Source organism: Streptomyces sp. NPDC005492 (assembly GCF_040605995.1).
Classification (GTDB): Bacteria; Actinomycetota; Actinomycetes; order Streptomycetales; family Streptomycetaceae; genus Streptomyces.
In genome coordinates this window covers 99,939-115,269 of record NZ_JBEXDX010000020.1, presented here as the reverse complement: position 1 = coordinate 115,269, position 15,331 = coordinate 99,939, and the positions used below count along the sequence as shown (strand labels likewise).

Here is a 15,331-nt window from a genome sequence, read left to right as displayed (position 1 = left end):
GACGAAGGCCGGTGCGCCTGGCGCTGACGCCTGCGCCCGCCTGCGAAGCGGCCCGGCCGCGACGACCTCAGGCGGCGACCGCCTCCCCGGCCAGCAACCGCCTGATGTCCCGTACCGCCGCGCGGCCCGCCCGGTTCGCGCCGATCGTGCTCGCCGACGGGCCGTAGCCGACCAGGTGGACGCGTGGGTCCGCGGTGACCCGGGTGCCGTCGAGGCGGATGCCGCCGCCCGGGCCGCGTAGCTTCAAGGGGGACAGGTGGTCGATCGCGGCGCGGAAGCCGGTTGCCCAGAGGATGACATCGGCGTCCACCTGCCGGCCGTCGTCCCAAGCCACCCCGTCTGGGGTGATGCGGTCGAACATCGGCTGCCGGTCCAGGACGCCGTCCGCGAGGGCCTGGCGGATCGCGTCGTTGAGCGGCAGGCCGGTCACGGAGACGACACTCTTCGGCGGCAGCCCCTGCCGTACCCGCTCCTCCACCAGCGCGACGGCCGCGCGGCCCAGGTCCTCCGTGAAAGGGCCCTCGCGGAAGACCGGCGGACGCCGGGTCACCCAGGTCGTCGCGGCCGTGTACGGGGCCAGTTCCATCAGGTGCTGGGTGCCGGACGCGCCCCCGCCCACCACGACCACCCGCAACCCGGCGAACTCCTCGGGCCCGGGGTACTGCGCGGTGTGCAACTGCCGCCCCCGGAACGTCTCCTGGCCCGGATAGCGCGGCCAGAACGGCCGGTCCCAGGTGCCGGTCGCGTTGATCAGCGCCCGTGTCGACCAGGCGCCCTCCGACGTCTCGACGAGCAGCCGCCCGCCCTCGTCCTCCCGGACCGCCTTCACGTCCACCGGACGCCGCACCCGCAGGTCGAAGGCCCGTTCGTAGGCGGCGAAGTACTCGGCGATCACCTCGGCGGACGGGCGGCCCGGATCGGCGTCGGTGAGTTCCATGCCCGGCAGCGCGTGCATCCCGTGCACCTTGCCGTACGTCAGCGACGGCCACCGGAACTGCCAGGCGCCACCCGGTGCGGGCGCGTGGTCCAGCACCACGAAGTCGCGCTCCGGCTCGAAACCGGTGCGCCGCAGGTGATAGGCGCCGGCCAGGCCGGCCTGTCCGGCGCCTATGACGACCACGTCGACCTCACGGGTGCTGTTCACGACTGTACGAACAGCACCGGGGGCATCGATCTTCCCGCGCGCTCAGCGTCCGTTGCCCACGCCGACGTCACGAACCTCCCGTGGTGCGCGGCGCGGAGGTGGAGGCGGGCAGGCCGTCGTTGTAGCGGGTGTCCACGAAGTCGGCGAAGTCCACCTTTCGCGGGATCAGCTTGAGCCCGGTGAAGGTGTCGGCGATCTGCTGCTCCGAGGCGATGAGCGGCTTGTCCACGGCGACGGACACCCGGGTGGAGTTGGTCCGTTTCACGGAGGCCAGGGCCACCTCGTACGGCAGCCCGGTGTCCTTCGACCACACCTTGGCCCACTCCTCCTGGTGGGAGAACACCCACGTCTGGGCGCGGCGCAGCCGGTCGAGGTAGTCCTTGACGGCGGCGGCCTTCTTCTTGTCCTGGAGCGCGCCGGGCGCCGCCACCTGGAAGGTGAGGCCGTTGGTGACGCCCTCGCCGGTGGTGAGGACGCGGCCCTGCTTCGACTGGAGTATCTGCGAGGTGTACGGGTCCCACACCGCCCACGCGTCGACCTTGCCGGAGGTGAACGCGGCCAGCGCGTCGGCCGGTTGGAGGTACTTCACCTTGACGTCGCTCAGCGAGAGCCCGGCCGCCTTGAGGGAGGCGACGAGCTGGAAGTGCGCGGACGAGCCCTGCGCCACGGCGATGGACCTGCCCTTGAGCTGCTGCGGGGTGGTGAGCTTCGAGTTCTTCGGGATCAGGATGGCGTCGCCGGCGGACGTGCCGTGCCAGGCCGCCACCACCTTGATCTTCGAGTCGGCGCCGGCCGCGAACACCGGAGGGGTGTTGCCGACCCCGCCGATGTCGACGGCCTTGGCGTTGACGGCCTCCAGAAGCGGCGGGCCGGAGGTGAACGTGGACCACTTGATCCTGTAGTCCAGGTTCTTGAGTTCACCGGCGGCCCGCAGGACCGCTTCGGAACCGCCTTTCTGGTCACCGACGTTGAGCGTGAGGGAGCCCTTGCCGTCCGTGCCGGTCGAGGTCTCGGCGGCCGAGTTCCCGCCGCAGGCGGTGAGCAGGAGGGCCAGGGGGAGGAGCAGGGCGGCGGGGACGAGGCTGCGTCGCATGGGAAATCCGATCTCGGGAACTGGGTTCGTGCGTGCGGGAGTTCAGGCGGCTTCGGCGGCGGTGTCGACGCCGAGGCGTTCCAGGAGCCCGGCGCGCAGCTCGGCGAACCGGGGGTCGGTGATGCCGCGGGGGCGGTCGAGGTCGATGCGCTGTTCGTGTGCGATGACACCGTCGTCCATCACGAGGACCCGGTCGGCGAGCAGGACTGCCTCCTCGACGTCGTGGGTCACCAACAGGACGGCGCAGCCCCGCCGTTGCCACAGCTCGCCCACCAGCCGCTGGGCCTTGAGGCGGGTGAGCGCGTCGAGCGCGCCGAACGGCTCGTCGAGCAGCAGCAGATCGGGCTCGCGCACCAGGGCGCGGGCCAGCGAGGCGCGCTGGGCCTCACCGCCGGACAGCGTCCTGGGCCAGGCGTCACAGTGGTCCGCGAGCCCGACCTCCGCCAACGCCCGCTCGGCGACGGCACGTTCGGGCTTGCCGGGCAGCCCGAGCAGGACGTTGCGCCACACCTTCTTCCACGGCATCAGCCGGGGTGCCTGGAACGCGACGGCCTTGCGGCGCGGCACGAGGACGGTGCCCTCTATGTCCCGGTCGAGCCCGGCCAGGATGCGCAGCAACGTGGACTTGCCGCAGCCGCTGCGGCCGAGCAGCGCCACGAACTCGCCCTGCCGTATGTCGAGTTGGAGCTTGTCGATGACGGGTCGGCCGTCGAAGGAGCGGGTCAGCCCCTCGACCCTGACCGCCTGGGTGGTCACCGGCCCGTGAACGTCGGTCGCCATTGCAGCAGCAGCCTTTCGAGGGTTCGGACGACGAAGTCGGCCAGCAGGCCGAGGAAGGCGTAGACGATGAGGCAGACCACGATCACGTCGGTCTGCAGGAAGTCCCGTGCCTGCACCATGAGGAAGCCGATCCCGGCGTCCGCGTTGATCTGCTCGGCGAAGACGAGCGCCAGCCAGGCGATGCCCAGGGAGTAGCGCAGTCCGGTCATCGCGTTGGGGAGCGCGCCCGGCAGCACGACATGCCGTACAAGGCCCCAGCGGGACAGCCCGAGGGACTCCCCGGCCTCGATCAGTTGGCTGTCCACGCCCCGGATTCCGGCGTAGACGTTGAGGTAGAGCGGGAAGGTCACCCCGAGCGTGATGATGGCGACCTTCGGAGCCTCGCCGATGCCAAACCAGATGATGAACAGCGGGATCAGCCCCACGAAGGGCACGGTCCGCAGCATCTGCACGGGCGCGTCGACCAGATCCTCGCCGATCCTGAACAGCCCGGAGACGAGGGCCAGTCCGGTACCGATGACGGTACCGAGGAGCAGTCCGATCGCGACACGCTGGAGCGAGGTCGTCATGGCCGAGGTCAGCGAACCGTCGGCGATCAGATCCCGGCCGACCTGGGCGATCCGCCCGGGAGAGGCGAGTACGTCGGAGGTCAACACACCCGTGCTGCTGAGGAGTTGCCACAGCGCGAGCAGCACCAGCGGACCGGTGGTGCGGCGCAGCCAGCGGGGGACACGGGTGCGGCGCGAGGAGGTGGGGACGAGGGGGACGAGATCGAGGGCGGAGGAGGTGCCAGAGTCGGACTTCGCGACCGATATAGGAGAAATATCCGGCTCGGAGGAGTCGGGCGGGGCATGGCTGATGCTCATGGGTGCTCCACGGGAGGGGGAGAGCGTCCGGTGAGGAAGGGGATACGCCTCAGCGCCGCCGCGTCACGACGATCTGCGCGGTCACCACGGTGTGCGCGGGCGCGACCGAGTGCGGGAAAAAGAGGGGTGAGGCGGAAGAAGGCGTCAGCAGCCGCGGCGACACGCGGCGGAGGCCACCCGCAGCAGGTCGATGTGACCGCGCGTGGTGAGCAGAACTGATCGCGACATGCGGCCGAAGTTAGGTCAGATGGCGTGCCACGGTCAACGGTGTCTCGGGGATTGGACCGCTCGTATCACGGGCCGGTCAACCGACCGGGTAGGCACCCCGGCGTATGGGTCAGGATGGGAACATGTCAGCAGCCTTCACCACCCGCGTTCTGCACGTCGCCACCGGCTCCCGGGAGCGGGTCATGGATCTGACCCGCGACTGCGAGGCCTTCCTGCGGGAGGCGGCGGCCGGCCGTGACGGCCTCCTCAACGTCTTCGTCCCGCACGCCACCGCGGGCGTCGCGATCCTCGAAACGGGCGCCGGCAGCGACGACGACCTCCTCGCCGCCCTGCACACCCTCCTCCCCGCCGACGACCGCTGGCAGCACCGCCACGGCAGCCCCGGACACGGCCGCGACCACGTCCTCCCGGCTCTCGTCCCGCCGCACGCGACCCTGCCGGTGCTGGGCGGGCGGCTGGAGCTCGGGACATGGCAGTCCGTGTGCCTGGTCGACACGAACAGGGACAACGCCGAGCGGCAGGTGCGGCTCACCTTTCTCGCGGGCTCGTGACCTCTTCGAGTGACAGCGGTCCATTCGGCCCCTGACCTCGTACGCGGTGCGCGAGTCTCGTCGCGTGTGCGATCGACGTGAGTACCGTGCGCGAACGACCATAGCCCGGTCCGGCACGTCATGTGCCGGACCGGGCCACCGTTCAGAAGTCCCAGCTCTGGCTCCTCGATCCGTTGCAGCTCCAGCTCACCAAGAGCTGGCCGTTCTCAGGCCGGCCGGCCAGGATGTCGAGGCACTTGCCGTTCATCCGGCTGCGGATCTCGCTGCCGTTGCGGAACCACTTCTGGTTGGAGCCGCCGGTGCAGTCCCACATGCTCACCGAGCCCTGGTCATTCTGGTTGGAGCCGTAGATCTCCAGGCACTTGCCGTTCATGCCGGAGCGGATCTGCTCACCGTCCCAGCGCCACTGCTGGTTGGTGTTGCCGTGGCAGTCCCACGTCACGGTGGAGGCGCCGTTCTCCTGATGGAACCCGAAGACGTCGGCGCACCTGCCGTTCAGGTTGGACTTGAGCAGCGGTGCCGCGGCGTGTGCCGGCAGTGCCGTCACGACGGCGCCGATCGTGAGCCCGATCGCCGCCAACAGCGGCACCAGTTGTTTCAGAGCCCTCATGTTGTCCCTCCGTATGGTCGGTGCGCGGTTGCGCTGACTCATGGCTACCGGCCGGAGGTTGTCCGGCGCCGGGCCGTCGACGCCGGACATCAACAGCCGGACAACCAGGGCGCGTCGGGGCTGTCGAAAGGCTCGGGAGGGGAACCGCGTGCCACGTGCCGAACGCCCGCTTGATTTGGACAGCGGTCCGCTGACGAGCTTCGCGGCCGACCTGCGGCGACTGCGCGAGAAGGCGGGCGGGCCGCCGTACCGGACCATGGCGAAGACGGCGCACTATTCGTCCACCACGCTGTCCGACGCGGCCGGCGGCCGCACGTTTCCGAGCCTGAGCGTCACGCTCGCGTACGTCGAGGCGTGCCAGGGCGACCGCCGCGCGTGGGAGTCCCGTTGGCACACGACCGCCGCCGAGATCGCCGCGAGTGCGCAGGGCGAGGGGCCCGGGGAAACCAGCGGGACATGCACGCCGTATGCCGGGCTTTCGGCGTTCCAACCGGAGGACGCCGACCGGTTCTTCGGGCGCGAGCGGCTGACCGAAGAGGTGCTCGCGAGAGTGCGGGACCGCCGGTTCCTCGCGGTCTTCGGGCCGTCCGGATCGGGCAAGTCCTCGCTGCTGCGGGCGGGGCTCGTCGCTCGTGCGCGGGCAGCCGGCCGGCCGGTGCTGCTCCTCACGCCGGGCCCCCACCCCCTGGAGGAGTGCGCCGTCCGGCTGGCCGTGACGACGGGCGAGGCCCCCGGCACGCTCATCACCGAACTTCGCGACGATCCCGAGGCGTTGCACCTGCGGATCCGGCAGGCCACCATCGACCGCGCACCGGACGTCGACACCCTCATCGTGGCCGACCAGTTCGAGGAGGTCTTCACCCTCTGCCGCGACCGGGACGAACGCGACGCGTTCATCGCTCAGTTGATCACCGCCACCAGCGTGCCGACCAGCCGGACCCGGGTGGTGCTCGGCGTGCGTGCCGATTTCTACGGCCACTGCGTCCAGGAGCCCCGGCTGGTCGAGGCGATGCGGGACGCGCAGCTCGCCGTGGGCCCCATGAGCAGCCAGGAGTTGCGCGAGGCGATCACCCGGCCGGCCAATCTCGCCGGCTGCACGGTGACCGGTCCGCTGCTGGCGGCGGTGGTCGCGGACGCGACCGGTCAGCCGGGCGCGCTGCCCCTGGTCTCGCACGCGATGGTGGAGACCTGGCGCCGTCGTAGCGGCAACCGCCTCACCCTGGACGGATATCTGGCGGCCGGCGGTATCCAGCACGCGCTCGCGCAGACCGCCGAGACCGCCTACCGGGCGTTGACACCGGTGCGCCAGGATCTCGCCAGATCGCTGTTCCTGCGGCTGACGGCACTCGGCGACGGCACCGAGGACACCAGACGCCGTATCACCCCGGACGAGCTGGACTCGGGCCCCGACACCGCCTTTGTGCTCGAATCCCTCGCCCGGCAACGGCTGGTGACTCTGGACGAGCGATATGTCGAGATCACCCACGAGGCGATCATCCGGTGCTGGCCGAGGCTGCGCGGCTGGCTGACCGAGGACCGGGAACGGCTGCTCCTGCACCGGCAGCTCACCGAAGCCACCGCCGACTGGCAGGCGCACGACCGCGACCCCCACGCCGTATGGCGGGGCGCCCGCCTCGCCGCCGCACTGGACCTGGCGGCCGCGGACGGCGGCCGACTGACGTCCAGGGAACGGAGTTTCCTCGACGCGAGCAGCGACGCACAGGCCGGGGAGCTGGCGGCGGTCAGACGGCGGACCGTCCGCCTGCGCCAACTGGTCACTCTGCTCACCGTGTTGGTGATCACCGCCCTGGCCACCGGTGTACTGGCAGTCGACTCGCGCGACGCGGCCGTCCAGCAGCGCAACGTGGCCGTCGCGCGCAAGGTCGCCACGGACGCGGCCGAGCTACGGCAGCAGAACCCGGCGCTGGCCGCGCAGTTGAACCTGGCCGCCTACCGACTGGCGCCCACGGCCGACGTCCGCGATCAGCTCATGAACACCTTCGCGACGCCGTACACGAGCCGCCTCGCCGGACACACCTCCGACGTGGTCTCGATCTCCTTCGCCCCGCGCGGCAGGATCCTGGCCACCGCGAGCTGGGACCACACGGTCCGGCTGTGGGACGTCGACAACCCCCATCGGCCGGCCCGGTTGGCGATCCTCAAGGAGCCGTGGCGGCTGTGGTCGGTCGCGTTCGGGCAGGGCGGCCGCGTCCTGGCGACGGCGAGCGAACGGTCGGTGCGACTGTGGAACGTGACCGACCGACGGGCGCCCGTCGCGCTGAGCACCCTGCCGGAGGTGTCCGCCGCTCCGACGTGGGTGGCGTTCCGGCCCGACGGCGACACCATCGCCACCGGCCACACCGACGGGACGACACGGCTGTGGAACGTTCGGGATCCTCGCCGGCCGCGGCGGCTTGCCACCCTCAACGGCCATACCGGCGCGGTGACTTCGGCGGCGTTCAGCCCGGACGGCCGTAGCCTCGCGACGACCGGCGACACCACGGCCAGGCTGTGGGACGTCACCGATCCCGCCGCTCCGCGCCGACTCGACGTGCTGCGCGGACACACCGACACCGTGACCTCGGTGGCGTTCGCCCCGGACGGCCGGACCGTGGCGACCGGCAGTTGGGACCACACAGCACGGATCTGGCAGGTCGGCGGCGGCCCTCGGACGCGACCACCGACCGTCCTGTCCGGCCATACGGCGATCGTCTGGTCGGTCGCGTTCAGCCCCGACGGACACACCCTCGTCTCGGTCGGCGGGTCCACCCTGTTCTGGGACGTCAACGAACCGGCCCGCCCGAGGCGCGTCAGCGCGATTCCCGGTGGGGCCTACCAGGCCGCTTTCAGCCCGGACGGCCGTGTGGTCGCCGACGCCGACCGGCTGCTGGACCTGCGGGATCTGTCCCTGGGCACCCAGGACGACGTCGTCACATCCCTCGCGTTCGCCCCAGGCGGCCAGGTGCTCGCCAGCGCCGGCTGGGACGGCACCGCGCGGCTGTGGCGGGTCACCGGCGGCCGGGCCCTGTGGCCGCTGGCGGTCCTGCGCGGTCACACCGGGTTCGTCCGGTCCGTGGCCTTCAGCCCGGACGGGCGCACCCTTGTCACCGCGAGCGAGGACACCACCGTCCGCGTCTGGGACGTGACCGCACCACGCAGACCGCGCCTCAGATCCGTCCTCCGCTGCGAAGCCGGTGAGGTCGCAGGGGCCGGCTTCGGGCCGGGCGGCCGACTGCTGGTCGTGTGGGCGCAGCGAGGGGTCGGACTGTGGGACCTGGCCGTCCCCGGCCGTCCCCGACCACTCAGCCGGATCGCCGAGAGCGGACCGGAGGTCACCATGGCGTCGTTCCGGCCCGACGGTCGCACGCTGGTGACGAGCACGGGCAACGTCGGCTCCCTGCGGTTCTGGGACCTCGGCGAACCGCGCAACCCTCGCGAACTCCCTTCCCCACTGCGATCCGTCCCGCTCACCGACGGCATGTTCAGCCCCGACAACCGTCACCTGGCAGCGGTCCACCGGCCGGACCGCGCGGTCTGGCTGATCGACATCGGCGACCTCCGCCGCACACCGAAGATGGCGCGGCTCCGGGCGTCCGGCTCCTGGCTCTACGCACTGGCCTTCTCCGAAGACGGCCACCGACTGGCCGCCGGAGCCGCCGACGGCAAGGCCCTGCTGTGGAACGCAGGCGCTACGGCCGCTCCCGCCGTCCTCTCCGGCCATTCGAACCCGGTACCGGCCGTGGCGTTCGGCCCGCGCGGCGACACCCTGGCCACCGGCGGCAACGACTTCACGATCCGTCTGTGGGACACCCGCCTGGACCGGGTCGCCGCCCGCATCTGCGACAGCGCGTACCCGCGGATCACCAGAGCCGAATGGGGCCGGTACTTCACGGGGACGGACTTCAACCCGCCCTGCCCCGCAGTGTGATGTGCAAGAAGGTCCATACCGGACGCGTCAAGTGATGCAAGAACAGGGCGCGTTGAGGCTAGGTGCGCGATCGGATCCTGAACGGAGCATCGCGGCAGCACCCGGTGAGAACCCGAACTACCGCGATATCGGCTTCAGTTGTTGACGTCGGGCAGGGGCGCGGATACAACCCGGAGAGAGCGCTCCCAACGCGCTCCCGCTCCTGCCCCGCACGCCGAACCGGCTTGAGGAGACCCCCCATGCAGACTTCCGCCGGCGTATCCGGCTCCCTCGGCAGACCGTCGCCCGGTGCCCTACGCCCCCGTACCGCGCTCGGTCTGGTCGTCGTCCTGATAGTCGCCTGCTTCGCCGCCCTGACCCCCTCGCCCGCCCGCGCCGCCGATCAGTTGCTGTCCCAGGGGCGGCCCGCCACCGCGTCCTCGACCGAGAACGCGTCCTTCCCCGCGAGCGCCGCCGTCGACGGCGACACCGGCACCCGCTGGTCCTCGGCCTTCGCCGATCCGCAGTGGCTGCGGGTGGACCTCGGCTCCGTCCAGCAGCTCACCCGCGTCTCGCTGAACTGGGAGGCCGCCTACGCCACCGGCTACCAGATCCAGACCTCGACCGACGCGAGCACCTGGACCACCGTCTACTCGACCACCACCGCCACCGGCGGCACCCAGAACATCACCGTCTCGGGCAGCGGACGCTACGTCCGGCTGTACGGCACCGCCCGTGCCACCCCGTACGGCTACTCGCTCTGGGAGTTCCAGGTCTACGGCCCCGGAAGCACCACACCCCCGGACGACTTCTGGGGGAGCACCAGCGACATACCGGCGGCGAACAACGCCGTAGAGGTGAAGATCCTCAACCGCACCAACGGCAAGTACCCCGACAGCCAGGTGTATTGGAGCTTCAACGGGCAGACGCACTCCATCGCCGAGCAGCCCTACCTCGACATGCCGGCCAACTCCGCGGGCCGCATGTACTTCTACCTGGGCACACCCAACGGCCCCTACTACGACTTCATCGAGTTCACGGTCGGCGCCAACGTCTTCAACGGCAACACCACCCGGGTCGACGCCTTCGGCCTCAAGCTCGCCATGCGCCTGCACAGCAAGGACGGTTACGACACAGAGGTCGGCGAGAACCGGGCGACCTTCGCCGAGGACCGTGCGACCACCTTCCAGCGGTTCACCGACGCGGTTCCGGCCCAGTTCAAGGTGCTTGCGCAGACCCAGGCCCCGTACCGGATCATCGCGCCCGGCAGCGACCCGAGCTTCCGCGCGGGCGGCGCCAACGCCGGCTACTTCACGTCGTACGCCCAGTCGGTCGGCGTGAACGCGGCCACCTCCGACATCTTCGGTTGCGCGGCCTCGCTGGCCGCCAACCCCGACATGTGCGCCGCGCTCAACCGCCATGTGGCCACTCTTCCGGCGTCGCAGCAGTCCGACCCGGCGCAGTTCTACAAGGCGGCGCCCGCGAACTACTACGCCAAGTTCTGGCACGACAACGCCATCAACCAACTCGCCTACGGCTTCCCCTACGACGACGTGGCGGGCCAGTCCTCGTTCATCTCCCACGCCGACCCGCAGTGGCTCCTGGTCGCCGTCGGCTGGTAGGCACGCGCGGAAACGGGGCCGCCCTCGCGAAGGGCGGCCCCGCTTCATGCCGTGCTGCCGGGAGTTACTGGACGTTGATCGTGAAGGTGGACGTGGTGTTGCGGATGTCCTGGGCGTTGCCGCTCATCCGCAGGTTGACGAAGGTGGCCGAGCCGACGGCCGGTCCCTGACCGGGTTCGGGCAACTCGTTGGCCCAGATGCCGAATCCGGACTTGGCGTCGAACGCGTCTCCGCTCTTCTTGGAGTTGGTGATCGAGATGTCGGTGAAGATCGTGTCCTTCACCGGGAACTGCGGTTGTCCGCCTACGTAGTTGGTCTGGAACATCACTCCTCCGTAGGTGGAGTCGTCGATGTCGACGTCGTTGACCCGGATGCCCTGGAAGACCTTCGAGGCCGAGAACGCCCAGATGGCGGGGAAGACCTGCGAGCCCCAGAAGTGGCCGCCGGTTCTGTCCAGGGAGACGTTCTCGATCGTCGTCGGATCGGTCCCGAAGCCGTTCATCGGGTAGCCGAAGTCCAGCGAGGAGATGGTGATGCCGGAGTAGACCAGGGTGTCGGCGACCCGGATGTTGCGGAAGGTGTTGTTGAAGCCGCCGTAGACGGCGATACCGGCCGCACGCCAGGTGAGCGTCGAGGTCAGGTTCTCGTAGAGGTTGTTCTTCTCGTCGGCGCCGCCCGCGTCGATCGCCGAGAAGAGCGCGAAGCTGTCGTCGCCCGTGGCCCGGGCGTCGTTGTTGACCACGTGGTTGTCCGTGGAACCGTTCGTCATGTTGATGCCGTCGGCGAACGTGTCACGGATGCGGGAGTTCTTGATGGTCATGCTGTCGGTGTTGGCGCCCCAGTAGAGGCACACCATGTGCTCGACCCAGATGTCGTCGATGGTGATGCCCGAGACGTTGGAGAAGTCGAACACCTTGCCCGGACCGTCGATCCGGGACGTGTAGTTGCCGAAGTAGGCGAACCCGGTGAACGACGAGCCGTTGGCGGTCGCCTCGGCCCGGAAGCCGATGTCGGTGTTCTCCTGCGAGGCGGGCGCGTGGAAGCGGGTGAACCACGACCCGGCTCCCAGGACCTTGACCGCCTTGCCGTAGACCTGGAACTTGCTGGAGGTCTCGTAGTCACCGGCGGGCAGGTAGACCCCGACGAGCTTGCCCGTGGTGTCCATGCGGACCTTGTCGAGCGCGTTCTGCACGTCCTGCTGGGAGAAGCCGGCCGGGACCGTGTAGGCGGCCGGATCCGGGTTCGGGACGGCCGTCGCCTGTTCGAGGTTGATGAAGTCGACGGCGTAGGTGGAGGTGTTGGCCGCGTCCTTCTGGAGGCGGATCTTGGAGCCGGCCGGGACGGTCCTGCCGAGAAGGACGTTCGCCTCGTCGTAGATGTGGCGCGGCGCTCCGGCGCTCGGGGAGTTGCCGGGCGCGGTCTCGTTGCCGTACAGCCAGGCGTACTTGGAGGTGAGGTCGATGGCCTTGAGGAACTGGCCGTCGACGTAGACGTCGAGTGTGGTGTCGGTGCCGTCGGGGATCTCGAAGCGGGTGACCAGGGTGTTGGTCGCCGCGCGGGTGGTCCATTCGACGTACTGGCCCGTCGAGTTGAGGGTCACCGCCTTGCGTCCGCTGGCCTCGCCGGAGATGTCGCCGATCGTGCGGTTGGGTCCTACGACCTTGGCGCCGCCGCCCACGGTCCCGTCCTCGGCCTCGTACATGTCGTACGGCATGTCGGCGCCGCGGCCGACGAACAGGGCTTGGGTGGTGGCGTTGTTGGTCCGTTTGACCGGCAGTTCGTTGGCGTCGTCCGCGATGACGGTCTTGACGGTGTACTTGCCGTTGGCGGCCGTCCATGAGCCGAGGCTGACGGGAGCGGTCGTCTGACCGGAGGCGATGGTGCCGCTGTAGGAGCCGGTGAGTGTCTTGACGGTCGCGCCGTTGGCATCCAGGAGCGTGAGTGTGACGCCGTGGGCGCCGGAGGCCGAGTCCGTCGTCCCCTGGTTCTTGATCGCCACGGTGAACGTGACGTTGTCGCCCGCCGAGGCGCTGGACGGGGTCCAGGCGACCGGCGCGGCGACCAGGTCGGAGCTGGAGACCGGCTTGACGACGAGGGCGTCGGAGCGGGTGAAGACGTTGTTCGCCTCGTTCTGCTCGATGACCTTGTTCGACGGGTCCACCTCGGCGCCGACCGGGTAACTACCCGCGTCCCGGGCGCCGATGCTCGCGGTGACGGTCGTGGAGGCGCCGGCCGCGAGGACCGGGACGTCCGCGGTGGCGGCCTTGGTGCCGCCGAGCGTGAAGTTCAGGTCGGTGGCCTTGGACGCCTTGCTGCCGCTGTTGGTGACGGTCGCCGTCAGGCTGATGGCGACCGACTCGACCGGTGCGGCAGGGGAGTTGGTGATGCCGGTGACCTTGAGATCCGGGTTGGCGGCCGGGGTGCCGATCACCTGGAGCTCGGCCACCTGCGCGCCCGGGGCGCCCGTGTTGGAGGCGAACTTGAGCTGGATGTCGGCCGCCGCGCCGGAGACCGGGATGGTCACCGTGTTGCCGCTCGCCGGGTTGAACGTGTAGTCCTTCGCCGCGGCGAGACTGGTGAAGGTGGTCGCGTCCTGGTCGCGGCCCAGCACCTGGATGTTCTGGGTGCGTGTGGACCAGGCGGCGTCCGGGTTGAGCTTGACGACGACCTGGCTCAGATCGGCGTTGGCACCCAGCTTGGTGGTGAGGGTGGCCGGGTAGGCGCCGCCCCCGCTCTCCCAATAGGTGCTCACCTGGCCGTCGTTGGCGTTCGCGGCGACATAGGTGAAGGTGTACGAGGAGGCCTCGATGGGCTTGCCCTGGGCGAGGTCGGAGCCGGAACCGTTGCCGGCCCGGGTGACGCTGTTGCTCGCTACGGACACGTTCCCGGCGGCGTCCTTGGCCTTCACGTAGTAGGTGACCGTGGCCGTCGGCGAGGGGGTGTCGGTGTACGAAGTGACGTCTCCGGCAACGGACTTGACGAGCTGGTCATTGGCGTAGATGTCATAACCGGTCACCTGGACGTTGTCGCTCGACGCCTGCCAGGTCAGCTTCACGTCGCTGCCCGACTGCGTGTAGGCGAGGTTGCCGGGCGCGGTCGGGGCCTGGGTGTCGCCGCCCGCTCCCTTGCGGGTGACGCTGTTGCTGTTGGCGGAGACATTGCCCGCCGCGTCCTTGGCCCGCACGAAGTAGGTGATGTCGCTGCCGGCCGGCTGAGTGTCCGTGTAGGTCAGGACGTTCCCGGCGACGCTCGCCCTCAACTGCCCGTTGGCGTAGACGTCGTAGCCCGTGACGGCCGTGTCGTCGGTGGCCGCGCTCCACGTCAGCTTGATCTGACCGGTGGCCGGCTCGGTGTAGGCCAGATTGGCCGGTGCGGTGGGTGCCTGGGCGTCGCCGGTCGCCGGGCCGTAGACCTCCAGCTCGGACGCCTGCCCGGCGGGCCAGCCGGTGTTGGCGGTGAACAGCGCGCGCACATACCGCGTGGTGGTCGTGTCGAAGCTGATGGTCGCCGACTGGTCGGTGGAACTGTCGAAGGTGTACGCCTTCGAGGCCGTCAGGTCGGTGAAGTTCTGGTTGTCGGTCGAGCCCTGGACCTTGAAGGTCTGACTGCGGCTCGGCCAGCCACTGGGCAGCCGCAGTGCCACCTGGTTGACCTTCACCGACGAACCGAGATCGACCTGGAGCCACTGCGGGAAGGCGTTGTTGGTGCTCTCCCAGTAGGTGTCGCGGTTGCCGTCACCGGCGTTGGCCGCGCCGTAGACATCGGCGTGCCCGCTCTCGCTGAAGGGCTTGCCCTGGGCGAGGTTGGGGGTCGAGGCGGCGGTCGTGAGGACCTGCATCTCGCCGAGCTGGGCGGTGCCGGCGGCCGAGTTCGCGCTGAAGTCGGCCCGGACGTACCGGGCGAGGGTCGCGGGGAGCGAGATCTTCACCGTGTTGTCGTTGCCGGGGCCGAAGACGTACTGCGCCGACGACTTGAGGGTGGCGAAGCTCTTTCCGTCGGCGCTGCCCTGGAGCGCCAGCGTCTGCTTGCGGGTCTGCCAGCCCTCGGGCAGCCGCAGGACGACCTGACGGACGCGCTTGCTCCGCCCGAGGTCGGTCTGGACCCACTGGGCGGACTTCTTTCCGGCCTGCCAGTAGGTGTCGAGGTTGCCGTCCGTGATGTTGGCGGCGGCATGCGTGCCACGGGTGCTGCCGGCCGAAGTCCTGGCGTCGGCGGCGGCGTTGGGGCCACCGGCCGCGTGCGCGGCGACGGCGGGCAGGCCCAGCACCATGACGGCGGAGGCGAGTGCGGCGGTCGCTGCGCGCCGCCCGGGGGATCTCTGCTTGTGACGAGTCATGCGGGGTCGCTTCCTGCGGAGGCTCGCGCGCCGGTGGGGCGGCGAGGGCGGCTCATTCCTGGCGGAGTGGTGCAGAAAGGTGCAGGACGATCAAGGTGAGGCAGGATTTTGCGTTGATTCATCGAAATATTGCAGAGGTGGATAGGATGGTCTACGGCTTGAGCGACACAATTTTCACCAGAAGCGCCCATGGT

The 15,331-nt window shown here is 69.9% G+C and carries 10 protein-coding genes; 3 read left to right on the top strand and 7 right to left on the bottom strand.

What is annotated here, in order from left to right; translation table 11 throughout:
* Window positions 1–67: 67 nt before the first annotated feature.
* From ABZT04_RS25905 to ABZT04_RS25885, 5 genes are all read right to left on the bottom strand, one after another.
* Window positions 68–1,144, bottom strand: a complete 1,077-nt coding sequence (locus ABZT04_RS25905) for an NAD(P)-binding domain-containing protein (protein WP_356059366.1) — start codon at window positions 1,142–1,144, stop codon at window positions 68–70.
* A gap of 67 nt (window positions 1,145–1,211) precedes the next feature.
* Entirely contained in the window at window positions 1,212–2,237 is a 1,026-nt protein-coding gene (locus tag ABZT04_RS25900) for an ABC transporter substrate-binding protein (RefSeq protein WP_356059365.1), read from the bottom strand.
* A 42-nt stretch (window positions 2,238–2,279) separates the two neighbouring features.
* The gene (locus ABZT04_RS25895) at window positions 2,280–3,017 is read right to left on the bottom strand and encodes an ABC transporter ATP-binding protein (protein WP_356059364.1); all 738 of its coding nucleotides are present in this window, start codon (window positions 3,015–3,017) and stop codon (window positions 2,280–2,282) included.
* On the bottom strand, window positions 2,990–3,883 hold the full coding sequence (locus tag ABZT04_RS25890) for an ABC transporter permease (RefSeq protein WP_356059363.1): 894 nt from the start codon (window positions 3,881–3,883) through the stop codon (window positions 2,990–2,992). The genes ABZT04_RS25895 and ABZT04_RS25890 overlap by 28 nt, the downstream gene beginning before the upstream one ends.
* Before the next feature lie 144 nt (window positions 3,884–4,027).
* Window positions 4,028–4,111 carry a putative leader peptide gene (locus ABZT04_RS25885; RefSeq protein WP_356059408.1) on the bottom strand — a complete coding sequence of 28 codons (84 nt, stop codon included), beginning with the start codon at window positions 4,109–4,111 and terminating at the stop codon, window positions 4,028–4,030.
* A 122-nt stretch (window positions 4,112–4,233) separates the two neighbouring features.
* Between ABZT04_RS25885 and ABZT04_RS25880 the strand changes: the two genes are divergently transcribed.
* A complete protein-coding gene (locus tag ABZT04_RS25880) occupies window positions 4,234–4,662 on the top strand; it encodes a secondary thiamine-phosphate synthase enzyme YjbQ (RefSeq protein WP_356059362.1) in 429 nt (142 codons plus the stop codon).
* A 142-nt stretch (window positions 4,663–4,804) separates the two neighbouring features.
* On the opposite strand, the gene ABZT04_RS25875 is transcribed toward ABZT04_RS25880, so the two are convergent.
* Entirely contained in the window at window positions 4,805–5,272 is a 468-nt protein-coding gene (locus ABZT04_RS25875) for a ricin-type beta-trefoil lectin domain protein (protein ID WP_356059361.1), read from the bottom strand.
* A gap of 148 nt (window positions 5,273–5,420) precedes the next feature.
* Here ABZT04_RS25875 and ABZT04_RS25870 point away from each other — a divergent pair, with 148 nt between their 5' ends.
* A complete protein-coding gene (locus ABZT04_RS25870; protein ID WP_356059360.1) occupies window positions 5,421–9,200 on the top strand; it encodes a hypothetical protein in 3,780 nt (1,259 codons plus the stop codon).
* 239 nt (window positions 9,201–9,439) lie between these two features.
* Window positions 9,440–10,801, top strand: coding sequence for a beta-1,3-glucanase family protein (locus tag ABZT04_RS25865; protein ID WP_356059359.1), 1,362 nt, complete (start codon window positions 9,440–9,442; stop codon window positions 10,799–10,801).
* 64 nt (window positions 10,802–10,865) lie between these two features.
* Here the strand turns inward: ABZT04_RS25865 and ABZT04_RS25860 are convergent, their stop codons facing one another.
* Complete coding sequence (locus ABZT04_RS25860; RefSeq protein ID WP_356059358.1) at window positions 10,866–15,137, bottom strand: discoidin domain-containing protein; 4,272 nt, start codon at window positions 15,135–15,137, stop codon at window positions 10,866–10,868.
* Window positions 15,138–15,331: the final 194 nt, after the last annotated feature.